Origin of the sequence: Acetobacterium sp. (genome assembly GCF_041752335.1) — a bacterium.
GTDB lineage: Bacteria > Bacillota > Clostridia > Eubacteriales > Eubacteriaceae > Acetobacterium.
The window spans coordinates 1-23,430 of record NZ_JBGSHG010000054.1 but is presented as its reverse complement, the minus strand read 5'-3'; the positions used below and the strand labels follow the sequence as shown (position 1 = coordinate 23,430).

Sequence of the window (23,430 nt, the reverse complement as noted above, 5' to 3'; positions counted from 1 at the left end):
TTACCTTTCTTAGAGACTGGACATCTTTAAAGGTAACGCATTTGATCGGTATTGACAATGGCTCTTTGCTTCGAAACCACCTTAATGGGTGCACAACTTTTTGGAGACCTTTTGCTTAACTAATATTTTACCAAACACATATGATAAAGTTATCCAGGGCTATCAGGGAAATCCGACTGCATTTGATGTTGAGATCATCAAAGACTATTTCCCAACGGTGGCAGATTTTGTTCGTTTTTCGGAGAAAAAAATCAGAATGTCTCGAAATCAATCAAAAATCTAGATTGAGTGATGTATGACATGGGGACGTATGACATGGGGACGTTTCATTTGTCATCATCAAACCGTGATACACTTAAAAAAACCGGAGGTGAAATCAGAAATGGCAAGACACGCCCGGGTTAAAAGCGCAACCGGCATTTACCATGTAATGCTGAAAGGTCTGGATGGGCGTAATATTTTTCTGGATGATGCGGATCGATCAATTTTTATGGAAAAGCTGAATAAAGCCAGAGAAATCGGCGGCTTTGAGTTGTATGCCTATTGTCTGATGGACAACCACGTTCATCTGCTGATCAAAGAAGGCGAAGAACTGGGAACCAGCATCAAACGGATGACCGTTGGCTATGTGCAATTGCATAATAACAAATATGGTCGAACCGGGCACCTCTTTCAGAATCGTTTCAACAGCGAAGCCGTGGAGGACGACTTGTATGTGATGACGGTGGTTCGCTACATTCACTGCAATCCCATAAAAGCCGGAATAGCTTCCTGCTTGGAAGAATATTCGTGGAGCAGTTATCATCAGATCAGGCAGGCGTACCAGGGAAAGGCAACGTCACTTGATAGTGGGATAATCAAAGACTATTTTCCAACAGAAGCAGACTTTATTCGATTTTCTGAGGAAGAAAACCAGGACGAATGTCTGGATAACCGCTCAAAAACGAGATGGACAGATGAACGACTGACTGATCGGCTCAGCCAGAACCTCGAATACCAGAATCTGGGAGAATTGTCGGTAGACAAGCGAAATCAGCTGATCCGAAAGATTCAGTAGGAAACCGGTGGCAGTATCCGTCAATTGAGCCGAGTGTTGGGACTGGGCAAGATGATGGTGGAGCGGGCCGTGAAATGACGAGTATGACAGGCGAAACGACCCTTTGTCATTCGAAGCGTTCATAACGTGTGAAGCATCCCCGCAATACTCGGGAAAGGAAAAAAACATGAAAATCATAAAAGCTGGAAAAGTAGATCTTGAAAATATTTTGTCACTTCAGTATTTAGCATACCAGAGCGAAGCGAGACTGTTAAATAATTATGAAATTCAGCCATTGACCCAAACACTGGAAGAAGTGTTGATGGAGTTTGAAAAAGGAACATTCTATCAGGCCGTGAATGAAAAGAATGAACTGGTTGGATCGGTCAGAGGTTTTGTTGATAATGATACGCTCTATATCGGCAAACTGATTGTACATCCCGATTATCAGGGAAAGGGCATTGGCACAGCACTGCTGAAAGAAATTGAAAAAGACAACTCAGGACTACGGCAAGAACTGTTTACCAGCGATCAAAGTCTTAGAAATTTAAGGCTTTATAAACGCCTCGGCTTTATCCAATTCAAAACCAAACCGCTGTCAGAAGATTTGAATCTGGTATTTATGGAGAAAGAACCGGGATTACTCGAGACATGATATGGGGGCTGTTCAGGAACTGCATACCAGCGATCCCGTTGCATCCATTGTCATCCCAATTGGTTAAGGCAATTATCAGAATGACTAAAAAGGAGCGGAATAAACATGCCAAAAACGAGAAAGATGTTAAATGATTGGCAAGCACCATACATTCAATCGTTACGGAGATTAATCGAAACCCAGAGTAAAGAAACCCTTGCAAACTGGGCCATTACTTATTGTGAAGAGAGGCTGCTACCCTTGTGGGAGCGGGACTACCCGGATGATTTACGACCACAGCAGGCTTTGAAGGCGGCTCGGGAATGGTTGTCTGGGACGATCAAACTGCCCCAGGCAAAAAAGGAAATCCTCGCCTGCCATGGCGCTGCCCGTGACGCAGAGGGGAATCCAGTGGCGCAAGCGGCGGCCCGGGCCATTGGTCAATCAGCATCGACCATTCATTCCGCCCGGCATTGTATCGGTTTGGCTTTTTATGGGGCTTTGGCAGTCGCCTATGATCAGCTCGGGACAGCGGCAAGCTGGGATGAAATTGAAGAAAGTGCCGCCGCAGAGTGTGGTCGCATCGAAGCCGCTTTGCGTAGCATGGCAGTGGAGCATGAAAGAAACCCGGCAAAAATAAACTGGAATTGCTAAATAGGACAAAGAGTAAAAAAGCGGAACAGGTGGGATTGAAGCAAGAAGATCTTCGGGAACTGGCAGGAAGTATCCCCTTGTCATGATTAAATTACTGGAGGCATTGAAAATGATGAAGACCGCTGTCATCTATGCAACTAAAACCAAACATTCAAAAAAATTGGCGGAAGCGATCGGTTTGTCTTTGAATATCAATGTCCAAAATATCACTGAGAATCCGGCCTTGCATGATGTCGATTTGCTTTTTATCGTTGGCGGCATTTATGGTGGTGCTAGTATGCCAGCGCTATTGTCGTACATAAAAACGCTTGAGGCACCCGTGCCCAAATATGCGGCACTGGTAACAAGCTGTGCTTCAGGCAATCAAAGGCAGCACGGTTCGCAATATACTTGAAGAAAAGGGAACAAAAGTTCTTGACGAATTTGTTTGTAAGGGTAGGATATTATTTGTTTCCGCAACGCACCCAAACTCTAAGGATTTAAAAGAAGCAACCGACTTTGCACAAAAAATTGTAACTGGAGTCTAAAATAAGTTATGCAATCAACGAATGCATATAACCGGACTTGGATTGGGTAATTTAATTTATTGCTACGATACCTTGTGGTTGCAAAGTATTGGGTAGAAAAACAGGTGATTGAATCTAGGCTATAGAAATGCGCAGGTAATCAATTATAAATAAACAGGGAGAAAACAATGAAACGAATGGCTATTAGTTTAATGTGTATGATAGTATTGCTTTTTGGTGCAACTGGGTGTAGTCAATTATCGCAGGAAGTCAAACAAACAGCGGACGATCTTTATGCCGCCAAGGTGGAGTTTGTGGGAGACAATGCCGCCGTTTATGCATTAATCGAAAAGACTGGCTTGGGCAAGATAAACGATTATACGATCCAGCTGGAAACCAGTCAGGAACCCTATGGGCTGATCATAAATATCGCTGAAAAGGATGGATCTATTAATGAAAGTGATTTTGTGCCATCGGCGATTCAGTTACTGGGTTTAATCAAAAATCTGGATTATGTCGAAGTTAATAATGGTGATGAGCAGTTTAAAATGACTACAGAAGAGGCATCGGCGCTGATCGATGAGAATGTAAAAAATCTTGGCGAATCGAAGGATAAACTAAAATCCATCATCGAAGAACTCACAAATAAATGACGTCGGGACGCTTTGTTTGTCATCATACCCATCAGACTGCGAGATGCTTGAAAAAAGAAGGAGAAGGTGTATCGATTCCTGGGATTTAGAATGGCGCATCTGTAAAGGCTTGACAATGGCTTTTTGTATGGATTGGAGTTTTAAAATAGGAGTGAATACTGGTGAATATAAGGAAAGTTGAAAACAATAAGAAAGCATATATCGACTTGCTTTTATTGGCTGACGAACAGGACGACATGATAGACAAGTACCTTGAGCGTGGGGAAATGTTTGTTTTGGACGATCAAGGCGTCAAAGCCGAATGTGTGGTTACTAAAGAGGCAGACAGCATTTATGAGCTTAAGAACATTGCGGTTAGGCCCGATTGTCAGCGAAAGGGATATGGAAAAGGACTGATCGATTTTCTGTTTTTTCATTACAGCGATTGCAAGACAATGCTTGTAGGAACGGGTGATGTTCCTTCGGCGCTTTGTTTTTATCAGAAATGTGGATTTACAGAATCATATCGGATACAAAACTTTTTTACGGACAATTATGACCATCCAATGTTTGATGATGGAACACAGCTTGTTGATATGGTCTACCTGAAGCGAGAGCGATGAAGGATTATGATCCTGATTATCGCAAGTTATGGCTTCAGCGCTTATATTTTGGGGCCAAGCGCATCGACTATTACAGTACCTTGCGCTAAAAAGGCAGACCCAGTCAAGCGCTGTTTGGCATATCATGATAGGCTATCAGTCAAGGAGGTGCTTTAGAATGCATGCATGGGAACAAATACAAGAAACCATTGATTTTATTGAAGACCATTTGACTGAGGAAATTGAAATTGAAAAGCTCGCCAGGATGGCTGCCCTGTCACCCTTTTATTTTCAGCGTCTGTTTAGCCGGTTAGTCAAAAAGCCGGTGGCCGAATACATCCGGTTACGGCGAATGGCCAAGGCAACCGAGGCGCTGCTGCAAACGGATCAGCGTGTTCTGGATATCGCATTGGAGTTGGGTTTTTCATCGCACGAGAATTTTTCCCGAACCTTTAAGGATACCTTTGGGATGACACCGAGTGAATACCGCAAGAATCCGACCGCACTGAATTATATGACTAAACCGGAGCTGCTGCTTAACTATGTGCTGCTAGATGAAGGGGTACCGCTTATCACGGAGGGAATTGTCCTCGAAATTAACCGGCAGAAGCTGATGGAACCGGCCTTTTTTGTGGGACTCGAGAAAAAGCTGCCGGTCCAGTTTTTAAATGGCCTGGGAACGGAATCAGGTGCAGATCCCCTGGATACCCTTTGGCGGGATTTTCATAGGCAGAAGGGGGCGCTATTGGGGCTTCCTGATGATGTCGGAGAAATTGGGGTGACCTATCCTTGTTCTGAGGAGGGCTACTTTTGTTATTTTGCTGGCGGAACAACCCAAGCGGCTGTAATTCAGGACAATGTCAGCAGTTGGGAGCTGCCGCAAGGAGAATACATTGTTTGCAGTTTTGAAGCCGAGAACTTCAAAGAGCTTGTAATGGATGTTTTATACAAGGCCCAGCAATACTTGTATCAGGTTTGGCTACCAAATAAAAATTTGTCGACTGATTTTTTTTGTGCGGAGCGTTACTCAAGCCATTCATCCGAAACGACAAGCATGGAGGTCTGACTGAAGTTGACCAATTAGCTTTCAAGTTATCACAGAATAATGATCGAATTGTGAGAAAACATGTTAACTGATGATCGTTCAAAAGACGAAATAATTCGGACGGGTCTCTCACAATTCTTCAAAAAACTTAAGGAGATGCGATAATAGCTTCCGTAATATTTTTTGGACATACGTGACATACAGGTGTCATGTTTCCCATGATAAAATGGCGGCAAAAACCAAAGGAGAAGATTTAAAATGAAATTAGAAGGCGTCGGGGTGTTTGTAAAGGATATGGCTACCATGATCCGTTTTTATCGGGAGGTGTTGGGGTTTGAAATTACAGAAACAGAAGACACCAGCAATGTCTATTTGGAAAAAGACGGAACGTTGTTTCTTTTCTTTGGCAGACAGGATTTTGAAGCGATGACCGGGCGCAGATTTGGCTATGCACAAGGTGTCAATGGACATTTTGAAATTGCACTGAGTGTTGAAAATTTTGACGAAGTGGACAGAACTTTTGCTGAAATTACCGCAAAAGGTGGCCAGCCGATCATGCCGCCAACAACAGAGCCTTGGGGTCAGCGCACCTGTTATATCGCTGATCCAGAGGGAAACCTGATCGAGATTGGTTCTTTTGTAAAAGACGAGGATTAATGTTCCCTGGTAAACTTGAGGCAATGAGCAAAGTTAAGTCATAGCGACATCTTTTTCACAGATCACAAAAGGTTTTCTTGCATGCCTTGTGATCTAGGGCAGATTGTATTTTTCTTTAATTGCGACAAAAAAATGAGCAGTTTGGATGGCAAATCCAACGTGCTCATTTTTTTGCATAGTACCCTTTTGCAATGCCATTTTAAACACGTTGCTTCTCGGTTTTAGCTGCTAAAACAGTATAAATAGCATCATTAATTTTAGTCTTCTTCACAATCTCGAAGCCAATGGCTAACAATGCTTTTTCGAGTTCCTCTGATTTAATACGAATGGACATGGGGGGGCCTTCGATAATCAAGTCGTCTTTTTCATATTCAAGACATAATAAGTGTCCTCCGACTGATAGCACTTCAAATATTTTGGTGAGCGCTATCGTCAGTGACTTTACTTCGTGAAGGATTAGAGAAGCCATAACAAAATCAATGCTGTCATTTTGAAGACTTAAATTCTCAATAGTCTCTTGAAGAGGTTCAATGTTATGAAGTCCTTTTTCTTTCGCTTTGGTTTCTATGACACTGAGCATGCGTTTGTCAGGGTCCATGGCATAGACTTTATTGATTGTCCTCTCTGCCATCGGAATCGTAAAAAAACCTGAACCAGCGCCCACATCAAGTAGCGTATGGTTATTATGAATGGGCATTTGATTAATTAGTACTTCTGGTGGGATGAGACGCTCTCTTTGCTTGCTATCTAAAAAAGCCATTTTGGTTAAAAATTTTTGATCCTGTTGGTTGTGATTGTGATCCATGATAAAATCTCCTATAAAATATAATTCAGACTGCATTTGTCTATGATTGCGTTAAAAAAATGAGCAGTTAAAACTGCAAATGTTTCGAGCTCATCTTTTAGACAATGTTGTAAAACCGCTTTTCTTTAAGATCGTTCACCATTTTCTCTTCAGCGTCTCTCATAACCTTTTCGATTGGGCAAGCACGGTTCTCGTCCATTTCACAAGTGAAAAGAGCGCCACTACCTTCAATGGCTTGAATGACGTCATAAAAGCTAATTTCAGTCTTAGGTTTTCTAAGACTATAGCCACCATTTACGCCAGCAGTAGACTGAATAAGGTCAGCCTTTACTAATTGGGTTAGTATCTTGGACAGGTAGGTTGGTGATATATTCATATGACTCGCTAATGGCTGAAGACTAAAATTGTTCTTGCCTTCTTGCTTAATGAAATAGGCCATTATATGCAAAGCATAATCCGTTGCTTTCGTATATTTCATAATTATTCCCCCATAAAGAAAACACAGACTGTATTTGTCTTTGATTATAAATGACAAGATTTGAAATGTCAATAGCATTTTTAATAAGCGCATAATTGACATTCGATTCTTCAAAATTATCGGTTGATTCTTAAGCCTTTTTATAGTTTAATCCAGATACCGCCCCGGTTTTCCGGGGCGAAGTAAATTTTATCGTCTGCTTTAATGTCATAACAATCATAAATGCAATCCATTGAACTGAGTGCTGCTTAAGCAGCGTTGACTTGATATTCCTAATTATTCGCCTTTAATGCTGCCAATTCCACCAGCAGCATGGTCAGCAGAAAACCTGGTGTAGGTCTTAAACCGACAGGAATAATAACCTGAGATCGGTTATTATTTTTCAAAATAAGTCTTGCAAATAATTTTTAATCAATTTATCCTAAACTACAAGGATATCCTTTATCACTTAAAGGAGAATGATTAAATGAATCAAATAAGAATTAATGCAATTGAAACAGTAATAAACAGAGAGTATGGTAATATTGCCGGCATTATTGTGCAAAAAAACGGTATCAAAGTTTACGAAAAATATTTTAACGGGTATACGGCTGATAATGCGGTTCATGTAAGCTCGGTGACGAAGAGCGTACTTTCGGCGTTGATCGGAATAGCCATTGATCAGGGCTATATCGACAGTTTGGACCAGAAGGTACTGGCATTTTTTCCGGATTATAAGGTTAAAGACGATGAAAAAACCATTCAGGAGATTACCCTTAAACATCTGATGACGATGACGGCGCCGTATAAGTACAAAACTGAACCTTACGAATTATTTTTCACAAGTCAAAATCCGATTGAGGATGCCCTGGATTTATTAGGTGGAAATGGCATCATCGGTGAATTCAATTATTCCGCCATTGGTGGTACCCACATTTTGGCAGGGATTCTGGCGCGGGCAACCGGTCAGTCCATTCTTGATTTTGCTGAAAAATATTTGTTTACGCCGATGGGAATCAGGGTTCCCCATAATCTGTTGTTGCGTAGTGAAGAAGAGCATATGGCGGTGATGAATGATAAAAACACCAGTGGTTGGGTAGTTGATCCGCAGAGAATCAACACGGGAAGCTGGGGCTTATTTCTGACACCTGAGGATATGGTAAAAATCGGGCAGTTATATCTGGACGGTGGCAGGTGGCAGGGGAAACAGCTTGTTCCAGCCGATTGGATTGCTGAAAGCACAAAGGAATGTAGCCGATTGGATAAGCTTTCGTATGGCTATCTGTGGTGGATAATTGCTGATCAGGCCCACAGCGTTGCAGCCCTGGGCGATGGCGGCAATGTGATTTACATCAATAACAAGAACAGCATGGTGATTGCGATTGCGTCTCTTTTAATGCCAGATGCCCGGGATCGCATTGAATTGATCAAAACGACGATTGAACCGGCATTTGAAAACAGTATGGTGTGAAATCGCGAGACACTATTTTTTAGGATGACATTACACTGCATAGTAAAGTTGAGAAACTGTTAAAGAAGAATGAAAAGAATGGTCACAGAAGAAAAAATACCAGCCAAGTCAGGAAGAATTTTTTATTCACAGTCATTCTACTATAGAGTGAGTTTTATCTTTGACAAAGGGCATTTCGTTTGTCGTGTATTCAAAACAGCTAAATTAAATTTGTTGGAGGCAAAAGTATGAAAAATCTAAATAAGCTAATCGAGGAGTATACTCAGCAGTTGCGGTTGGGCGAAATCCAAATTGCGTATAGAGGGATATTGGCGTTTGTGGGTAAATTAAGAGCAGCTTTTATTAATAAATACCCACACTACGATGTCAGCAGCATCTATCAGGGATATCTGGATATGTCATACTTTTCTTTGAGTACGAAGCCGTTAAAAGATAAAGGTTTAAAAATTGCGATTGTGTATTTACATGAAAAAGGGACCTTTGAGGTATGGCTTTCGGCCCGGAACCGCGATATTGCCAGGACACATCAATCGATACTTGATAATCTTTCAGATGAAATAAATGTATTTCATGATAAAAATAATCAGGATGCTATCGCAGAATGCATATTGACACACGCACCTGATTTTGAAGATCCGGCGCTCTTGATCAATACGATTGATAAAGGGGTTGAGAAATTTGTTGCTACGATAATCAAGCGCATATAATAAAAAGTCTGTGTTGACTATGTGTGATAAGAAGGGGAATAAACATGCCGAAAATGAGAAAGATGCTAAGTGACTGGAAAGCGCCGTATATTCAATCGCTGATGAGGTTAATTGAAACCCAGAGTAAAGAAACTCTTGCAAACTGGGCAATTGATTATTGTGAAGCGGTGATGCAGCCATTATGGGAGCGGGATTACCCCGATGATTTGCGACCACAAAAAGCGTTAAAGGCCGCTCGGGAATGGTTGGCAGGGACAATCAAACTGCCCCAGGCTAAAAAGGAAATTCTCGCCTGCCATGGCGCGGCCCGTGACGCAGAGGGAAATCCGGTGGCTCAAGCGGCAGCAAGGGCAATTGGTCAATCGGCATCGACTATTCATTCAGCCCAGCATTGTATCGGTTTGGCTTTTTATGGAGCATTGGCTGTGGCCTATGATCAACTCGGGACAGCGGCAAGCTGGGACGAAATTGAACAATCCGCTGCCGCAGAATGCGGTCGCATCGAAGCCGCTTTGCGCAGCATGGCAGTGGCGAATGAAACGAACCCGGAAAAAATCAACTGGAACTGCTAACAGGATAGATCTCGAAGTTATTAAATACCGATGCTTGAATTCACTGAAATTTCTGTGATAAAATAAAAACAGCTTGATAACGTTGACAAAGGAGTTTTTATGAAAAAGCATGAAATACGAACACTGATTGTCATTGTTGGTTTTGTTCTGGTCGCAATCGCAACGCTCTCTTGGTTCAACAAACCGAGTCCTGCAACGGATTTAGAAGATGATTTTAGTAATCTGACCTGGACAATGGCTTTTGAAGAATTGCATCAGACCCTGTCAACAGAATATGCTTTTACCGATTGGAAATCCATCAACTGGGATAAACTGCATCAGAAATATCTGGCCGAAATCGAAAAGGCGCAGCTAAATCAGGATTTTAATGCGTATTACCTAAGTCTTCGAGCCTATCTGAATGAGATCCCGGTGGACATGTGCGGATAAATGGAGCAATGCTAGTGGAAAGTATTGATGAGTCAGATGAGGCATTCCGCTGATCAACTTTAGAATGACCAGGCAGGTTCCAATAATTTAATGTAATCAAAATGAGAAGTGGTTTTTCGTTATGTAAAGACAATCGATGGGAGATTAAAATGTATAAAATTAGTGAATTAACGGTAGCTGATTATCTGACAAAAATGTCAGTTTGTGATTTTCCGGGCCCGGCAGCGGGCAGTGCGGCAGCAACGGCAGCGGCGATGGCAGCAGCTCTGCTGGAAATGTCCTGCGATGGCAGTCTCAGAAAAAGTGGGGATAACCCCTTACTGGTGGAATCCATTACGATGGGTGCCGAGCTTCGCCAGGCCTGTCTGATACTGGCCGATGTGGATATGATGGCCTATGGACAAGTTATCACAGCCGCAAAAAATAAGGCTGGCGATCGGGAAGCGTATGAAAATGCGATGAAAGGAGCCACTGAACCGTTTATTCAGATGCTCAGACATTGTCACAGCCTGCTTGATCAGATCGAAAAAGTGATCAAAGGCAGTTTTTCAAGAGTACTGGGGGATCTGGTTGGCGGGGCCTATCTGGCGGAGGCGGCCGCAGCGGCATCGAAGTCTGGCATTGATGTTAATTTGATGCTGATCCATGACGAAGATTTTCAAAACCGATATCAGGCTGAGGCGAACGCTCTTTATCGGGACTGTGCCAGTCTGAAAGCCGAAATTCTGGAACAGGTCTTTTCATCGTCGAAGGGCATCCATCCCGATGCGAAAGCAGTGCTGGATTTCTGGTTCGATCCCCAAAACCAGCCCTTCTGGTTTCAGAAAAATCAAACCTTTGACTTGGCAATTAAAACAAATTTTTATGATCACTGGGTTGCGGGTTGCAACGGCCTTTTATCAGACTGGCGGGATACCATTGAAGGACGGCTGGCCGAGATTATTCTGCTGGATCAGTTTTCCAGAAATTTAAACCGCGATAATCCCAAGGCATTTGCTCAGGATGGAATGGCCCTGGTGCTGTCTCAGGAAGCCATTCGCCATCCTGATTTCAACGGATTGCCTCAGGATTGGCAGCGGTTTATACTAATGCCGTTTATGCATTCAGAAGCAGCGGACATCCATCAGGCAGCCCTGTCGCTTTTTGAAGCGCTGGGCGACCCGGCAACCCTGGAATATGAAATAAAGCACAAGCAGATCATTGATCAGTTTGGACATTTTCCCCATCGTAATGAGATCCTGAAGCGGGAATCCACTCCGGCTGAAATAGAATTTTTGAAACAACCGGGCAGCAGCTTTTAAACTGTTGGTAAACCGGTTGATTCTTGAAATTTAAGTACAGATCAGGTTAAAGCGACATGGGCCGATCCGGTTGAAAAATGAGGTAAGCATGGAAATAAAAAAAGTAGCAATCATTGGCTTGGGTGCCCTGGGTATTCTTTTCGGAGCCCAGATCGCCCAAAAGATCGGGGATGATCTGACCATCATCGCCGATCAAAAGCGGATTAAAAACTATCAGAATAATGGCGTCTCCTGTAATGGTGTACCCTGCCGGTTTCACTATAAAACCCCGGAACAGGCACAAAAAGCCGATCTGATTATTTTTGCGGTTAAAATAAACGGGTTAAGCGATGCCATCGAGGCCGTCCGGCCATGTGTCGGTCCGGATACCCTAATGCTGTCGCTATTAAACGGGATTACCAGTGAAGCCATTATTGGGGAAGCCTTTGGAGAAGAAAATCTGATCTGGTCCTGTGCCCAGGGGATGGACACCCTTAAATCAGGCAATGCTCTGAGTTATACCAATGCGGGGATGATCTGTTTTGGCAATCGGGCGGATGATCAGCCCGCTGAGAAAGTAATCCGGGTTCAACGGTTTTTTGATCGGGCGGGCATCGCCTATCAGATTGATAACCGAATGGACCGCAAAATCTGGTCTAAGTTTATGCTAAATGTCGGGGTTAATCAGGTGGTTTCAGTTTATGGCCAGAACTTTGGTAGTGTCAAAAAACCTGGTAAAGCCCGGAACTTGATGATTGCCGCCATGGCCGAGGTTATTCCGGTGGCGAAGCAGGAAGGGGTGGCGCTGGATGAGGCGGATATCACCTACTGGCTGGGCGTGGTGGATGCCCTGAGTGATGCCGGAAAGCCTTCCATGAGACAGGATATCGAAGCCAAACGCCCCAGCGAGGTGGCACTTTTCTCCGGAACGGTGGTGGCACTTGGGCAAAAGCATGGGATCAAGACCCCGGTAAATGCCATGCTCTATGACAACATCATGGCCATTGAAAAGGGCTATGTTTAGTATTTTTCAGGGGCTTAATACATCCTAATCTCTGTTCAAATCCGGATGATTATTAAACATGCCGAAAACGAGAAAGATGCTAAGTGACTGGAAAGCAGGAACGTGAAAAAGAGTGGGCTGGAGGGACAGAGAGTTATTCCCTTGCCGAAAAAAATGGAGTTACGACATTAATTGTTAAAACGGATGTTCCACAAGAACAAGAAGAAACATTTAATATCAGATTTCCCAGAGCTCTGGAGCGTATAAAAATGCTAGCGGAAAAAATGCAATAAGAATCTAATACCGGTGCTTGAGTTCACTTAAATTTCTGCGGTAAAATAAAACAACTTGATAAACCCTGACCGATTCGGTTGTTCTCGTGGTCGATGATGATCACGGGCTATCCTTGAGCAAAAACTATCCGGATTCAGTGGTTTCCAATAAATTGCGGGATATGTTTGTCGGTGTCGACAATCCCGATCCGATCCCTGATGCCATGGTAGAATCAAAGATGCTCAATGACCGCCCAAAATGCCATTCGCATGGCCAATGGCGAAGATGTTGAATTGGATGAAGTGATTAAAGCGCGGCACAAAAAACTAAACAATCAATAGAATCAACATGCGGTCGTATCGAAGCCGCTTTGCACAGCATGGCAGTGGAGAATGAACCGAACCCGGCGAAAATCAACTGTAACTGCTAAAGAGGACAGAATATGACAAAGGGCCGTTTAGCTTGTCGTGCTAAAACCCACTGTTATCATCGCGGTTCTGTATTTTACAAATGCCGACACTAAGACAAATGAGGGAGAGGGAGAAAAATCAATGAAAAATATTTGTATTTATGGAGTTGGCGGGGTTGGAGGATATTTTGGAGCAAAAATGATCCAAAATAACAGCAACAATCAGTATCATATCAGTTTGATTGCCCGGGGCCATCACTTGGATAAAATTCAAAAAAGTGGACTGAAATTAATTGGTGAAAATGAAACAGTCATAACCCATCCGGATATGGCGACCCAAAGTATTCTAGAAATCCCACAACCCGATTTGATCTTAATGTGTGTGAAGTCATATGACCTGGCTGCAGCGGTACAGGATGTGAATCGCGTCATGACAGATCAAACGGTTATTCTATCATTACTCAATGGAATTGATATACCGGAAAGAATAAGAAGCTATACCGATAAGGGGGCTGTTTTGCCGGCCTGTGTCTATGTTGGAACCCATGTAGAAGAACCTGGGGTTATTAAACAAAAGGGTGGGAATGGGCGGATTATTTTTGGAGATGATCGAATCAAGGGCGCAAAGGCTGCTGTTGAAACAGCGGCAATCCTTAAAGAATTGGGTATTTGTTATGATTATTTGCCAATTCCTGATTTAGAGATTTGGACAAAATATTTGTTTATTGCGGCTTATGGAATCGTGACTTCAGCAACAAGGAAGACATTAGGGGAAGTTTATGAGAATAATCAGTTAAAGAGTAATGTGAAAGCGATTATGACGGAAATTGTCAAATTAGCTTCAAAAAAAGGTGTAATACTTCAAGAAATGGAAATAATGCGTTCGCTTGATAAGGCAAAATCATTTCCATTTGAGGCAAAAACATCTTTTCAAAGAGATTTTGAGAACCCGTTAAAGAAGAACGAAAAGGAGCTATTTGTCGATAATCTTTTGTCGATTTCGGAAGAATTCAAGGTGAATGTGCCGATGATAAAGCAATATAATCTTCTGCTCCAAGATAGAGAGCGGTAAAAAAATAGGCTAGCATGATCCGAAGTGATAGTCCTTGTTCATTTTTCTGAGGAAAAAGCCGGGATGAGTATCGGGAGAGCCATTTAAAAAACCGATGGAGTGATGCAATCTTACTGATGTGCTGATCCAAAACAAGCATTAAAAAGAAAGGACCTGCCAAACGAATCGTCTCCGATTCATGTTCAATACTTTTATGTTTAGATCATCCGGCATATTTAGGCTTTCTTTTTACCATCGTCGATAATTTCGATTTCTAAATAATCAAACCAAATCGATTCGATAAACTGATCTTCACGAAAAGTTGTCTTGGAAATCTGATTAAGCTCCTTTGTATTTTTGTCAAACCACATCGGTTTTTCCAAATCAAAGTCATGGCATAAGGTCTCTAAAGCAGCTTGGATTTTATCATATATATGCATGGATTTGTTATCAATTTCGATAACTTTTTCTTCTAAAAAGTTGTTGTTTTTCATGATTTTTCCCCAAATTCGAACCATGTTTTTTACCTCTCGATCATCAATGTGTGATTACATCCGGAGAACATTGTTTAAATGCCTGTAAAATGGACATATGTTGAGTATAAGGGCTGGAGAGGGAAATGTAAAGAAGATTGGCGTTTTGATTTGGGAATGACATCGTGTCGTTTCGTTGGTCATGCCATCATAAATGTGTTAATGCTCCAAATAGCCGGAAGCGAAATCAGAAATGACAAGTTGTTTCAGGTCACTTGGGGCCTTGAGTGAACGAAAGGAATGGTTACAACAATGGAAAAAAATGACATTGGTTGGAATTTGGAAAATAGTTACGCAAAACTGCCAGAATTATTCTACACCTCACTTAAATTAGAAGCGGTCAGCGCACCGAAACTTGTTATTTTGAATCAGCTTTTAGCAAAAGACATTGGTTTAGATGCTGAGGCACTAATGGGTCAGGCTGGGATCAATATCTTAGCCGGTCAGGCCTTGCCGGCAAATGCAAAACCGATCGCCCAGGCATATGCCGGGCATCAATTTGGTTATTTTACGATGCTCGGTGATGGCCGGGCAATGCTGATTGGCGAACAGATCACACCAGCTGGCGAGCGCTTTGATATCCAACTTAAAGGATCAGGGAAAACCCCTTATTCGCGCAGTGGTGATGGTAAAGCGGCGCTGGGACCGATGCTTCGGGAATATCTGATCAGTGAAGCGATGCATTATCTGGGCATTCCGACTTCACGCAGTTTGGCGGTCGTGACAACGGGCGATCCAGTGTATCGCGAAAAACCCCTCAAAGGGGCTATTTTAACCCGCGTGGCGGCCAGTCATATTCGGGTCGGCACCTTTGAATATGCATCTCAGTGGGGAACCGCCATGGATGTCAAAGCCCTGGCCGATTATGCCATAAAACGTCATTTTCCCTTGCTTCAGTCCGAACAAAATGTTTATCTGAGTTTACTAGATGAAGTCATCAAAGCGCAGGCTTCACTGATTGCCAAGTGGCAGCTGGTCGGCTTTATTCATGGGGTCATGAATACCGATAATGTGACCATCAGTGGTGAAACAATCGATTATGGTCCCTGTGCCTTTATCGATCACTATGATCCGGAAACGGTATTTAGTTCCATTGATCTGCAGGGACGGTATGCCTATCGGAATCAACCCAATATTGGCTTATGGAATTTAGCCCGCTTTGCCGAAACCCTGATTCCGTTAGTCGATGAAAATCAGGAACAGGCACTTAAATTAGTCGAAGCGTCACTGCGAAACTTTCCTTCATTATATCAGGCGAACTGGCTCCAGGGAATGCGATTAAAGCTGGGCATTGGCAATGAAGAGCCGCAAGACGAGAAGCTGATTGCCGAGTTATTGGGATTAATGAAGGAGTATCAGGCTGATTATACCAATACCTTTGTAGATTTAACGCTTGACCGAAACCCGCCGTCAGAATTATATGAAAGTGATGCCTTTAAAGATTGGCTAGATCGATGGAAAGCCCGTTTGGAAAGACAGGAACAAACAGATCAAGGCATCAAGGAGTTAATGAAACAAGCGAATCCGGTGGTCATACCAAGAAATCATCAGGTTGAAAAAGTCTTGCAAGCGGCTAACGAACAGGATGATTTTAAGCCCTTGCAGCAGTTATTAGCAGTCCTTCAGTCACCATACGATTACAATTCGCTTAATCTGGAATTTATGATACCATCAGAACCTTCGATTAGTCCCTATAAAACCTATTGCGGGACGTGATTTTTTAATACAGTGCTATTTAAAAACAAAAATGGAAGCGATGGGGATGACGAACGAAACATCTCTTGATGATGTCTTTGTCATGAAAGGCCGCATAATTATTACGAAGGAGTGGGACAGCGGATGGATACAGTTGAGCGTTTTGTCAAAGCCCAGGAAGAAAGCTATGGGCAGGCACTAACACAAATAAAAAATGGTCGCAAGCGCAGCCATTGGATGTGGTTTATTTTTCCCCAGCTTAAAGGGTTGGGCAGGAGTGAAACTGCCAGGTATTATGGAATAAAAAATTGGGAAGAAGCCAAGGCGTATATGGCCCATCCGCTGCTAGGTTCGCGTTTGTTGGAGATTTCCGGGGAACTGTTGAAGCTTGAGTCTTGTAATGCCAATGCGGTATTTGGTCGGCCCGATGATTTGAAGCTGAAATCGTCAATGACCTTGTTTTATCTGGTCGATGGTAATCCGACCTTTAAGGCGGTGCTGGATAAATTTTTTGGTGGTGAAATAGATGAAGTCACAGCCGATCAATTAGGCAAGGGAGAAACAACCGATGAAGGTGAATGATTTTGAGAACTATCGACAAAACGATCCTGGACCGGGGATACGATTATTACGACGAGGAAGAATCAGCGAAATTATCAAACCAGGAGATCGGGACTATCTTTTTACAGTAGCGGGAACCGAAGTCTATGAGGAAGATTATATAAGACAGGGAAATCAACGTTCCTAGTCAGTAGCAATTACTAAAGAGGGGATTAAATTATCGCAAAGCTTATTGAATAAATATAATATATCAGAATGGGAATAGTATGACAAACAAAACGTCCCTTCATCAGGAGATGTCTTTGTTTAATGGGCTAGCTGTATTTTTTAGTTGGGAAAGTTTAACGAACATTCGATCTAAACTATTTTGTTTTGAGAATATCGCGGATTTCTTCAAGCAAAAGCTCTTCTTTACTCAGCACTTCAGCAACAATCGCTACTTCAGGCTCTTTTTTCTTTCTAAATAGCGCGACGGGCGTTTTTTCGCCCGCTGCTTTGCTCGTTTATCGGTCAATGTCGTGCGCCCTGCGTGGTTGCTGTTCGCGCCGTTCCTGTCGCATGATACTGTAAACGCTCTTAGCCAGCATATTGTCTTGTTTAAGAATTATGTAACCGGCTACGGTCTGACCCAGTTTTTTCGTCTGATTGTAAAAGCGCGGATACTGCGTTCAGCCAGTTATCCTGACATAAGAATAACTCTGTAAACGGAGGTTGAGTCGCCTCATGACAAGGCGACGTTTCCATAACATGATCGACAAAACGTTACGGCAATATGTTGCTGGTTCGCTTTCCGCTTTACAAATCCCATCGGCAAAACACAGTATATTTTTTATGAAAACCGACAATTAAGTTCATGCAGCGCTATCAATGGTCCCTCAGCATACGTTTCGCTTGGGTACATCTTTTTCATTTCAAAGAATCGGTCCATCATCCAGGAAATGGTGTCTTCTTCCCCTCTAAATCCAATAATCAGACAAATTAATGACTGCACATAAGGACTCCGGATCTCAGAATATTTTTCCTGTAACAATGGCGAGCCATTTCTTTGACTTTTAGCAAGAAAAAACATTGAATTTTCAATAAAAATATGATGGTTACTACGCATCAGCTTTTCGATTACCATCGGAAGGATCACTTCTTCAAACTCCAAAGCTTTACTAATTAGCTCAACCCGATTCATCATATCTATTTTTTTGCGTAAAAGCTGAAAGATTGCCTCAGGGCTTTGTTCTGACTTTATGAGCTCATTCTCCTGCCTAATCTGTTCAAGGCGTTCATTGCTCAAGAGTCCATTTTGTAATATCATTTCATTCGCAACATCTTCGACCCCATCATATAGAAGATAGCTATAAATAAACTGCTGAACAGAATTTTCCAAACAGGGATTATCCCGAAAAAACTTTTTTGTTAGAATTTTGTTAGCCATTTGCACCCCTCTTTTTTTGATAACATTTATTTTTATTTCTTTTGCATCGATGATTTCAGCTTCATATTAACAGTTCCAGTTTATTTTCACCGGGTTCGGTTCATTCTCCACTGCCATGCTGCGCAAAGCAGCTTCGATATGACCGCATGTTGATTCTATTGATTGTTTAGTTTTTTGTGCATCGCTTTAATCGCTTCATCCAATTCGACATCTTCGCCATTAGCAATGCGAACGGTATTTTGGGCGGTCATTGGTAGTCTGATATCGGGGCTGACACCACCAATCCCATTCTGGCTATCCACCGGATAGTTTATGCTTAAGGATAGCCCGTGATCATCATCGGCCACAAGCGAAACCGACTCGGTCAGGGAAGAATCCGGTGTTTTATAGCTAAGCTGAATGTCGGTGCCCACTGGCGCGCGAACAAGATAGGGTGCTTTTTTAATTTCCAGGTTTTCGGTTGTTGCTGATGTTCCTCCAAAAAGGGTGGAAACATGGTCAATCGCCTCATTAATTGGCTGACCATTCCAGGAAAGCAGCACCGCTCCGGGACGAATACCGGATACCCAGGCTGACTGGATTCATCTACCCAAGTGACAATGACGTTACCATCATTGTTATCAAGTTGTTTTATTTTATCACAGAAATTTCAGTGAATTCAAGCACCGGTATTAGATTCTTATTGCATTTTTTCCGCTAAAGCTTTTATACGCCCCAGAGCTCTGGGAAACCTGATACTAAATGTTTCTTCTTGTTCTTGTGGAACATCGGTTTTAACAATTAATTTCGTAACTCCATTTTTTTCGGCAAGGAAATAACTCTCTGTCCCCCCAGCCCACTCTTTTTCGCGTTCCTGCTGTCCACTCTCTTTTGTGTCTGTACTGTGCCTGAATAATACAAACTCTTTCTTTAGCTGCATTTATTTCGATTGAGAATTGTGTTTTTTTCATATTTCCCCCCGTACAGAACTGACATAGTCCTTGCCATCGATGTATAGTATTTCCTTCGTCCTGATTTTCGTCCGCCAAAAAATGAACAAAATCTGCCGCCGTCGAAAAATAATCTTTGATGATCTCAATATCAAGTGTAGATGAATCTCTTTGATAGGCCTGGATATTATAATTAATAAGTCATTTTTATGTTTTGCTATTGACAAAAAAAAGAATGATGATAAAATTAACAGTGTTAGTATTATTATAGAAGTGGTATTAAAAAAATACATGCTAATGTTGAAAGGAGTCACTTTAAATGATTGAAGAAGATAAAAATAACAAACAAAGCATCAAAAGCCAAAGGGTTAAATCCTATTTCATACAGGCCGCCAAAGAAATCATCATGAGTGAAGGGGTTGAAAATGTCTCTGTTCGTAAGGTAGCGGAAAAAGCCGGTTATGCTTATACCACGATATATAACTATTTTACTGATGTCAATGAACTCTTAAAGGCAGTGAAAGACGTTATGATTGAGGATGTCATGTGCCATATGCAGGGTGAAATGCTAGGTAAAGTCATTGATTTGGAGGAGATTAAAAGGACCAACCGGGCCTATGTGACGTACTATATTGAACATCCGCATATTTTTCATTTTTTTTATTCATATCGATTAAATCCGGAATCAACCCAGCCGGAGCTCCCGGATTTTGAAAAACATTGGGAAATTACCTATGGAAGTTTTGTCGAAAAAGGTGTGATCCGTATGGCAGATATCGGTGTGATTGCAAAAATAATGATATATTCCATACATGGTTTGTTGGCACTTTACTTTTCAGATAATGGAATGAAAGAAGAAAATTTACTTGAAGATCTAGATTCAATCATCAATCATTTGTTAGGAGGAAAAATAACAGTATGAAAATTGGCATTATTCTATATTCTTACTCAGGTAATACCTTGTCAGTGGGGGAAAGACTGAAAGTTTTGTTGCTCAAAAAAGGTCACGAAGTTAGTCTCAAAAGAATCAAAGCCAGTGATGAGGCTCCCAATAGTGGAAAGCCCATTCAACTGACAGAAATCCCTGATACTTCTCAGTATGATGAGATTATATTGGGCGCACCAGTCCGAGCATTTTCCTTGAATCCAATTATGAAGGCTTACCTGGCGAAACTTCCAGACCTACAAGGCAAAAAGATTTCATGTTTTGTTACTGAACATTTTCCAAAAGCTTGGATGGGTGGAAATCATGCTATCAAACAAATAAAGCGAATGGTTAGTGCTAAAAACGGAAATATAGCCGATTGTGGAGTTGTAAATTGGTCGAATGCAATTAGAGAAGAACAGATTAACGAAATGTTGAGTAGGTTTAGCAGTTAGAACAGGGAGGTAAAGAAGGTTGAAAAAGTTTCTAAAATGGACAGGGATTGTATTCCTTCTGATGCTATGCTTAACAGCTGTTTTCGCTTTATTGGGCAAGAATGAGACACTGTCATTGGTGATTTGCAATGTTGATTTGACAAGGATTTCAGACGGTAAATATGTGGGAGTTTATGATAATTACCGCTTTACCAATAAGGTTGAGGTGACAGTACTTAACCATGAAATCATAAATATACATCCTCTCAAGATACAAGATGGGCGACAAAACTTAGTGAATAACTTAACTGAAACTATACTAGAAGAACAACGCTCGGATATTGATGCTATATCCGGGGCTACTGCCAGTAGTAATGGTTTTTTAAAAGCGGTTGAAGAAGCATTGAAAAATGGAGTAAATAAACCATAATTACCTTTGGATTGCGTCTATGAAGTGGCGTAATAGTGGTATTTTAAATTGGGGGGTAAAATGTCAATTTTCAAAAGAAGTGTCTGGGGATTCCTTTCATCCATTATGTAAAACAGGCTTCCCTACGTCATGTGCGGTAAAATCATTTTGTCGATAACGATCGGGTGAAATTAAAACAAAGGAAAGGGGAACGCTTATGTCTATTGAGAAGCAAGGAGTACTCGATTTGTTGGATGATGCTAAAATTTCTTATCGGTCGGTTGAGCACCAAGCAGTGTATACCATTGATGAAATGAAAAAACTCAATTTGCCCGACGCCGATTGTATTGCCAAAAATTTGTTTGTTCGGGATGATAAAAAGAAGCACTTCTATTTGATTTCGGTGCAAGAAGAAAAGCAGGTTGATCTGAAAAATCTGCGAGAAACGATTGGCTCGCGGCGTCTCAGCTTTGCTTCCGAGAAAGATTTACAGGAAATAATGGGACTTGAAAAAGGTTCAGTCACACCATTTGGTGTTTTTAACGACAAGAACAAAAGAGTTGCAGTTTTTATTGACGAACGCTTTAATAATCGTATCATTGCGATTCATCCCAATGAAAATACGATGACGGTGTGGCTGAAAACAGCGGATCTGGTTGAGCTGCTCAGGACCCACGGTAGTTCAGTTGAGATAATTAACCTTGAGTAAGATAAAACAAGAAGTTCAAACAAAACAAAGCAGGCATTGTTGCGAAGAGGAAATTTCCGCTTTCTGGCAGGAGCATTATGTGGCAGGAAAAGAGCAGCCATTTTTTAGAATCATGACATGTAGGTGTCGTGTTACCGATGATATAATCATCCGAAATTCAGGAGGTGTATTAAATGGTAGAGTCAAGATGTGGGTTACTGTGCAGTGAATGCAGTTATCGGGAATCAATGAATTGCAAGGGTTGTATGGTGATGGATAAACCTTTTTGGGGAGAGGCATGTCCGGTCAGGTCGTGTTGTGAGACAAAAAAACACAAATATTGTGGAGACTGTAATAGTTTTCCTTGTGAATTACTCCGCCAGTTCTCTTACGATAAAGATCAGGGAGATGATGGAAAAAGGATTGAACAATGTAAGCTTTGGGCCGATCAAAAATGATCAATTGATCAAGGGATTATTTGGATTGATCATTAACTCATGACAAACGAAACGTCCCCACGTCATGCCTAACAAACGAAAGGGCCCTCGTCATGTGGATGAACAGATCTGTAAACTGAAAGAATATGATGGGCGGCTGACAAAGCATCTTATAGCGGATGTGACTGTTTTTGATGAGAAACTGGCTGTTGAGTTTAAGACAAGAGAAGAAATTGAAATAATAGAGGTAGCTTAATAAAGGCCGTCGGTTGGGAAGATGAACCTCTCAATCGACTGTCTTTTGATTTTTTTGACAATTAATATTGCATTTATAACTTGACAAACAAGTTTACTTTAATATACAATTGAACAAAATAAGTTAACTTATTATAAATGGTTAACTTTCGTATTGGAGTGATACCTTGAAAGCTAAGAATAAAAAATATACCTCAAAAAAGTGCACGCAACTTATTGAAACTGCTAAGGATTTATTTTTCAAGCATGGTGTTAAGAGAATAACGATTGGAGAAATCTGTAATGAGTCTAATGTAAGCAAGGTGACTTTTTATCAGTATTTCTCTAATAAAGATGAGTTAGTAAGACATATTAGAAATGAATTGATTGAGAATGGATTCTCAAAGTTTGATGAAATAAATGAACTTGATATAGGTTTTCCGGAAAAGGTGGAGTTAATAACACAGTGGAGAATTAACTTTCTCGCAAATCTGAAAAGTGATTTTATTGAAGATATTTTATCTGTAGAAGATACTATTGAAGAAATGAAGAGTCGGTATCTGAAGAATATCGAAGCTGCCCAAACTAAGGGAGAGGTTAGAACTGATTTATCACCTGAGCTGATCTGGTTAGTGACAGAAAAACTTAATGAACTAGTCAGGGATGGAAGCTGGAAGGAAATTTTTAGTGATTACAGTGAATTTCAGAAACAACTAAGAAAAATGTATTTCTATGGACTATTGGATTATGTACAAAAACCTTAGGAAAAATTAGAACGTGTTTAAAACTTATAATTGGTTGTGTTTGGTAAAATATTAGTTAAGCAAAAGGTCTCCAAAAAGTTGTGCACCCATTAAGGTGGTTTCGAAGCAAAGAGCCATTGTCAATACCGATCAAATGCGTTACCTTTAAAGATGTCCAGTCTCTAAGAAAGGT

The 23,430-nt window shown here is 41.5% G+C and carries 32 protein-coding genes; 26 read left to right on the top strand and 6 right to left on the bottom strand.

The features are described from left to right. Window positions 1–382 precede the first annotated feature (382 nt). The 8 genes from ACEW8F_RS07330 (at window position 383) to ACEW8F_RS07295 (ending at window position 5,766) form a co-directional block, all read left to right on the top strand. Window positions 383–1,057 (top strand): transposase, encoded by a 675-nt coding sequence (locus ACEW8F_RS07330; RefSeq protein WP_373482825.1) that lies wholly within the window; start codon window positions 383–385, stop codon window positions 1,055–1,057. A gap of 166 nt (window positions 1,058–1,223) precedes the next feature. Then, entirely contained in the window at window positions 1,224–1,691 is a 468-nt protein-coding gene (locus tag ACEW8F_RS07325; RefSeq protein ID WP_373482824.1) for a GNAT family N-acetyltransferase, read from the top strand. 105 nt (window positions 1,692–1,796) lie between these two features. Next, window positions 1,797–2,324 (top strand): putative immunity protein, encoded by a 528-nt coding sequence (locus ACEW8F_RS07320; protein ID WP_373482823.1) that lies wholly within the window; start codon window positions 1,797–1,799, stop codon window positions 2,322–2,324. 109 nt (window positions 2,325–2,433) lie between these two features. Beyond that, window positions 2,434–2,718 carry a hypothetical protein gene (locus ACEW8F_RS07315; protein WP_373482822.1) on the top strand — a complete coding sequence of 95 codons (285 nt, stop codon included), beginning with the start codon at window positions 2,434–2,436 and terminating at the stop codon, window positions 2,716–2,718. Between the two features lie 300 nt (window positions 2,719–3,018). Then, window positions 3,019–3,483 (top strand): DUF4825 domain-containing protein, encoded by a 465-nt coding sequence (locus ACEW8F_RS07310; protein ID WP_373482821.1) that lies wholly within the window; start codon window positions 3,019–3,021, stop codon window positions 3,481–3,483. A 161-nt stretch (window positions 3,484–3,644) separates the two neighbouring features. Beyond that, a complete protein-coding gene (locus ACEW8F_RS07305) occupies window positions 3,645–4,085 on the top strand; it encodes a GNAT family N-acetyltransferase (RefSeq protein ID WP_373482820.1) in 441 nt (146 codons plus the stop codon). 157 nt (window positions 4,086–4,242) lie between these two features. Continuing rightward, window positions 4,243–5,130, top strand: a complete 888-nt coding sequence (locus ACEW8F_RS07300; RefSeq protein ID WP_373482819.1) for a helix-turn-helix domain-containing protein — start codon at window positions 4,243–4,245, stop codon at window positions 5,128–5,130. Window positions 5,131–5,367: 237 nt separating this feature from the next. Then, a complete protein-coding gene (locus ACEW8F_RS07295) occupies window positions 5,368–5,766 on the top strand; it encodes a VOC family protein (RefSeq protein ID WP_373482818.1) in 399 nt (132 codons plus the stop codon). Window positions 5,767–5,965: 199 nt separating this feature from the next. On the opposite strand, the gene ACEW8F_RS07290 is transcribed toward ACEW8F_RS07295, so the two are convergent. Together ACEW8F_RS07290 and ACEW8F_RS07285 are read right to left on the bottom strand one after the other, a co-directional pair. After that, the gene (locus ACEW8F_RS07290; RefSeq protein ID WP_373482817.1) at window positions 5,966–6,571 is read right to left on the bottom strand and encodes a class I SAM-dependent methyltransferase; all 606 of its coding nucleotides are present in this window, start codon (window positions 6,569–6,571) and stop codon (window positions 5,966–5,968) included. A 97-nt stretch (window positions 6,572–6,668) separates the two neighbouring features. After that, window positions 6,669–7,049 carry an Rrf2 family transcriptional regulator gene (locus tag ACEW8F_RS07285; RefSeq protein ID WP_373482816.1) on the bottom strand — a complete coding sequence of 127 codons (381 nt, stop codon included), beginning with the start codon at window positions 7,047–7,049 and terminating at the stop codon, window positions 6,669–6,671. 466 nt (window positions 7,050–7,515) lie between these two features. On the opposite strand from ACEW8F_RS07285, the gene ACEW8F_RS07280 reads away from it, so the two are divergent. From ACEW8F_RS07280 to ACEW8F_RS07245, 8 genes are all read left to right on the top strand, one after another. Next, a complete protein-coding gene (locus ACEW8F_RS07280; protein WP_373482815.1) occupies window positions 7,516–8,499 on the top strand; it encodes a serine hydrolase domain-containing protein in 984 nt (327 codons plus the stop codon). 227 nt (window positions 8,500–8,726) lie between these two features. Then, window positions 8,727–9,206 carry a hypothetical protein gene (locus ACEW8F_RS07275; RefSeq protein WP_373482814.1) on the top strand — a complete coding sequence of 160 codons (480 nt, stop codon included), beginning with the start codon at window positions 8,727–8,729 and terminating at the stop codon, window positions 9,204–9,206. A gap of 44 nt (window positions 9,207–9,250) precedes the next feature. Then, complete coding sequence (locus tag ACEW8F_RS07270) at window positions 9,251–9,778, top strand: putative immunity protein (RefSeq protein WP_373482813.1); 528 nt, start codon at window positions 9,251–9,253, stop codon at window positions 9,776–9,778. A gap of 99 nt (window positions 9,779–9,877) precedes the next feature. Then, window positions 9,878–10,207 (top strand): hypothetical protein, encoded by a 330-nt coding sequence (locus ACEW8F_RS07265; RefSeq protein ID WP_373482812.1) that lies wholly within the window; start codon window positions 9,878–9,880, stop codon window positions 10,205–10,207. A 149-nt stretch (window positions 10,208–10,356) separates the two neighbouring features. Then, entirely contained in the window at window positions 10,357–11,508 is a 1,152-nt protein-coding gene (locus tag ACEW8F_RS07260) for a DUF924 family protein (RefSeq protein ID WP_373482811.1), read from the top strand. Window positions 11,509–11,596: 88 nt separating this feature from the next. After that, window positions 11,597–12,511 carry a ketopantoate reductase family protein gene (locus tag ACEW8F_RS07255; RefSeq protein WP_373482810.1) on the top strand — a complete coding sequence of 305 codons (915 nt, stop codon included), beginning with the start codon at window positions 11,597–11,599 and terminating at the stop codon, window positions 12,509–12,511. Between the two features lie 83 nt (window positions 12,512–12,594). Then, entirely contained in the window at window positions 12,595–12,783 is a 189-nt protein-coding gene (locus ACEW8F_RS07250) for a hypothetical protein (RefSeq protein WP_373482809.1), read from the top strand. A 531-nt stretch (window positions 12,784–13,314) separates the two neighbouring features. Then, window positions 13,315–14,244 carry a ketopantoate reductase family protein gene (locus ACEW8F_RS07245; protein WP_373482808.1) on the top strand — a complete coding sequence of 310 codons (930 nt, stop codon included), beginning with the start codon at window positions 13,315–13,317 and terminating at the stop codon, window positions 14,242–14,244. A 215-nt stretch (window positions 14,245–14,459) separates the two neighbouring features. On the opposite strand, the gene ACEW8F_RS07240 is transcribed toward ACEW8F_RS07245, so the two are convergent. Then, the gene (locus ACEW8F_RS07240) at window positions 14,460–14,717 is read right to left on the bottom strand and encodes a hypothetical protein (RefSeq protein ID WP_373482807.1); all 258 of its coding nucleotides are present in this window, start codon (window positions 14,715–14,717) and stop codon (window positions 14,460–14,462) included. A 291-nt stretch (window positions 14,718–15,008) separates the two neighbouring features. Between ACEW8F_RS07240 and ACEW8F_RS07235 the strand changes: the two genes are divergently transcribed. The 3 genes from ACEW8F_RS07235 (at window position 15,009) to ACEW8F_RS07225 (ending at window position 17,199) form a co-directional block, all read left to right on the top strand. Next, the gene (locus tag ACEW8F_RS07235) at window positions 15,009–16,472 is read left to right on the top strand and encodes a YdiU family protein (RefSeq protein WP_373482806.1); all 1,464 of its coding nucleotides are present in this window, start codon (window positions 15,009–15,011) and stop codon (window positions 16,470–16,472) included. Between the two features lie 123 nt (window positions 16,473–16,595). Further along, window positions 16,596–17,033, top strand: coding sequence for a DUF1810 domain-containing protein (locus tag ACEW8F_RS07230; protein WP_373482805.1), 438 nt, complete (start codon window positions 16,596–16,598; stop codon window positions 17,031–17,033). Further along, on the top strand, window positions 17,020–17,199 hold the full coding sequence (locus ACEW8F_RS07225; protein ID WP_373482804.1) for a hypothetical protein: 180 nt from the start codon (window positions 17,020–17,022) through the stop codon (window positions 17,197–17,199). The genes ACEW8F_RS07230 and ACEW8F_RS07225 overlap by 14 nt, the downstream gene beginning before the upstream one ends. Before the next feature lie 642 nt (window positions 17,200–17,841). On the opposite strand, the gene ACEW8F_RS07220 is transcribed toward ACEW8F_RS07225, so the two are convergent. From ACEW8F_RS07220 to ACEW8F_RS07210, 3 genes are all read right to left on the bottom strand, one after another. Continuing rightward, complete coding sequence (locus ACEW8F_RS07220) at window positions 17,842–18,438, bottom strand: hypothetical protein (protein ID WP_373482803.1); 597 nt, start codon at window positions 18,436–18,438, stop codon at window positions 17,842–17,844. A 155-nt stretch (window positions 18,439–18,593) separates the two neighbouring features. Further along, a complete protein-coding gene (locus ACEW8F_RS07215) occupies window positions 18,594–18,980 on the bottom strand; it encodes a hypothetical protein (protein WP_373482802.1) in 387 nt (128 codons plus the stop codon). Window positions 18,981–19,117: 137 nt separating this feature from the next. Next, window positions 19,118–19,357: a hypothetical protein gene (locus ACEW8F_RS07210; RefSeq protein ID WP_373482801.1), complete on the bottom strand. Its 240-nt coding sequence runs from the start codon at window positions 19,355–19,357 to the stop codon at window positions 19,118–19,120. 329 nt (window positions 19,358–19,686) lie between these two features. On the opposite strand from ACEW8F_RS07210, the gene ACEW8F_RS07205 reads away from it, so the two are divergent. The 7 genes from ACEW8F_RS07205 (at window position 19,687) to ACEW8F_RS07175 (ending at window position 23,258) form a co-directional block, all read left to right on the top strand. Continuing rightward, window positions 19,687–20,289, top strand: a complete 603-nt coding sequence (locus tag ACEW8F_RS07205; RefSeq protein WP_373482800.1) for a TetR/AcrR family transcriptional regulator — start codon at window positions 19,687–19,689, stop codon at window positions 20,287–20,289. After that, a complete protein-coding gene (locus ACEW8F_RS07200; RefSeq protein WP_373482799.1) occupies window positions 20,286–20,747 on the top strand; it encodes a flavodoxin family protein in 462 nt (153 codons plus the stop codon). The genes ACEW8F_RS07205 and ACEW8F_RS07200 overlap by 4 nt, the downstream gene beginning before the upstream one ends. Window positions 20,748–20,766: 19 nt before the next feature. Then, window positions 20,767–21,156, top strand: a complete 390-nt coding sequence (locus tag ACEW8F_RS07195) for an FMN-binding protein (protein ID WP_373482798.1) — start codon at window positions 20,767–20,769, stop codon at window positions 21,154–21,156. Window positions 21,157–21,352: 196 nt separating this feature from the next. Continuing rightward, on the top strand, window positions 21,353–21,844 hold the full coding sequence (locus ACEW8F_RS07190) for a prolyl-tRNA synthetase associated domain-containing protein (RefSeq protein WP_373482797.1): 492 nt from the start codon (window positions 21,353–21,355) through the stop codon (window positions 21,842–21,844). A gap of 173 nt (window positions 21,845–22,017) precedes the next feature. Continuing rightward, window positions 22,018–22,281, top strand: a complete 264-nt coding sequence (locus ACEW8F_RS07185; RefSeq protein WP_373482796.1) for a DUF3795 domain-containing protein — start codon at window positions 22,018–22,020, stop codon at window positions 22,279–22,281. A gap of 64 nt (window positions 22,282–22,345) precedes the next feature. After that, window positions 22,346–22,516 (top strand): integrase, encoded by a 171-nt coding sequence (locus ACEW8F_RS07180; protein ID WP_373482795.1) that lies wholly within the window; start codon window positions 22,346–22,348, stop codon window positions 22,514–22,516. Window positions 22,517–22,682: 166 nt separating this feature from the next. Beyond that, entirely contained in the window at window positions 22,683–23,258 is a 576-nt protein-coding gene (locus ACEW8F_RS07175) for a TetR/AcrR family transcriptional regulator (RefSeq protein ID WP_373482794.1), read from the top strand. Window positions 23,259–23,430 lie beyond the last annotated feature (172 nt).

What these genes read in the sequence shown, in the direction of transcription:
- ACEW8F_RS07330 (WP_373482825.1), top strand. Translation starts at nt 383, where the DNA reads ATGGCAAGACACGCCCGGGTTAAAAGCGCAACCGGCATTTACCATGTA.
- ACEW8F_RS07325 (WP_373482824.1), top strand. Translation starts at nt 1,224, where the DNA reads ATGAAAATCATAAAAGCTGGAAAAGTAGATCTTGAAAATATTTTGTCA.
- ACEW8F_RS07320 (WP_373482823.1), top strand. Translation starts at nt 1,797, where the DNA reads ATGCCAAAAACGAGAAAGATGTTAAATGATTGGCAAGCACCATACATT.
- ACEW8F_RS07315 (WP_373482822.1), top strand. Translation starts at nt 2,434, where the DNA reads ATGATGAAGACCGCTGTCATCTATGCAACTAAAACCAAACATTCAAAA.
- ACEW8F_RS07310 (WP_373482821.1), top strand. Translation starts at nt 3,019, where the DNA reads ATGAAACGAATGGCTATTAGTTTAATGTGTATGATAGTATTGCTTTTT.
- ACEW8F_RS07300 (WP_373482819.1), top strand. Translation starts at nt 4,243, where the DNA reads ATGCATGCATGGGAACAAATACAAGAAACCATTGATTTTATTGAAGAC.
- ACEW8F_RS07295 (WP_373482818.1), top strand. Translation starts at nt 5,368, where the DNA reads ATGAAATTAGAAGGCGTCGGGGTGTTTGTAAAGGATATGGCTACCATG.
- ACEW8F_RS07290 (WP_373482817.1), bottom strand. Translation starts at nt 6,571, where the DNA reads ATGGATCACAATCACAACCAACAGGATCAAAAATTTTTAACCAAAATG.
- ACEW8F_RS07285 (WP_373482816.1), bottom strand. Translation starts at nt 7,049, where the DNA reads ATGAAATATACGAAAGCAACGGATTATGCTTTGCATATAATGGCCTAT.
- ACEW8F_RS07280 (WP_373482815.1), top strand. Translation starts at nt 7,516, where the DNA reads ATGAATCAAATAAGAATTAATGCAATTGAAACAGTAATAAACAGAGAG.
- ACEW8F_RS07275 (WP_373482814.1), top strand. Translation starts at nt 8,727, where the DNA reads ATGAAAAATCTAAATAAGCTAATCGAGGAGTATACTCAGCAGTTGCGG.
- ACEW8F_RS07270 (WP_373482813.1), top strand. Translation starts at nt 9,251, where the DNA reads ATGCCGAAAATGAGAAAGATGCTAAGTGACTGGAAAGCGCCGTATATT.
- ACEW8F_RS07265 (WP_373482812.1), top strand. Translation starts at nt 9,878, where the DNA reads ATGAAAAAGCATGAAATACGAACACTGATTGTCATTGTTGGTTTTGTT.
- ACEW8F_RS07260 (WP_373482811.1), top strand. Translation starts at nt 10,357, where the DNA reads ATGTATAAAATTAGTGAATTAACGGTAGCTGATTATCTGACAAAAATG.
- ACEW8F_RS07255 (WP_373482810.1), top strand. Translation starts at nt 11,597, where the DNA reads ATGGAAATAAAAAAAGTAGCAATCATTGGCTTGGGTGCCCTGGGTATT.
- ACEW8F_RS07245 (WP_373482808.1), top strand. Translation starts at nt 13,315, where the DNA reads ATGAAAAATATTTGTATTTATGGAGTTGGCGGGGTTGGAGGATATTTT.
- ACEW8F_RS07240 (WP_373482807.1), bottom strand. Translation starts at nt 14,717, where the DNA reads ATGAAAAACAACAACTTTTTAGAAGAAAAAGTTATCGAAATTGATAAC.
- ACEW8F_RS07235 (WP_373482806.1), top strand. Translation starts at nt 15,009, where the DNA reads ATGGAAAAAAATGACATTGGTTGGAATTTGGAAAATAGTTACGCAAAA.
- ACEW8F_RS07230 (WP_373482805.1), top strand. Translation starts at nt 16,596, where the DNA reads ATGGATACAGTTGAGCGTTTTGTCAAAGCCCAGGAAGAAAGCTATGGG.
- ACEW8F_RS07225 (WP_373482804.1), top strand. Translation starts at nt 17,020, where the DNA reads ATGAAGGTGAATGATTTTGAGAACTATCGACAAAACGATCCTGGACCG.
- ACEW8F_RS07220 (WP_373482803.1), bottom strand. Translation starts at nt 18,438, where the DNA reads ATGGCTAACAAAATTCTAACAAAAAAGTTTTTTCGGGATAATCCCTGT.
- ACEW8F_RS07210 (WP_373482801.1), bottom strand. Translation starts at nt 19,357, where the DNA reads ATGCAGCTAAAGAAAGAGTTTGTATTATTCAGGCACAGTACAGACACA.
- ACEW8F_RS07205 (WP_373482800.1), top strand. Translation starts at nt 19,687, where the DNA reads ATGATTGAAGAAGATAAAAATAACAAACAAAGCATCAAAAGCCAAAGG.
- ACEW8F_RS07200 (WP_373482799.1), top strand. Translation starts at nt 20,286, where the DNA reads ATGAAAATTGGCATTATTCTATATTCTTACTCAGGTAATACCTTGTCA.
- ACEW8F_RS07190 (WP_373482797.1), top strand. Translation starts at nt 21,353, where the DNA reads ATGTCTATTGAGAAGCAAGGAGTACTCGATTTGTTGGATGATGCTAAA.
- ACEW8F_RS07185 (WP_373482796.1), top strand. Translation starts at nt 22,018, where the DNA reads ATGGTAGAGTCAAGATGTGGGTTACTGTGCAGTGAATGCAGTTATCGG.
- ACEW8F_RS07180 (WP_373482795.1), top strand. Translation starts at nt 22,346, where the DNA reads ATGCCTAACAAACGAAAGGGCCCTCGTCATGTGGATGAACAGATCTGT.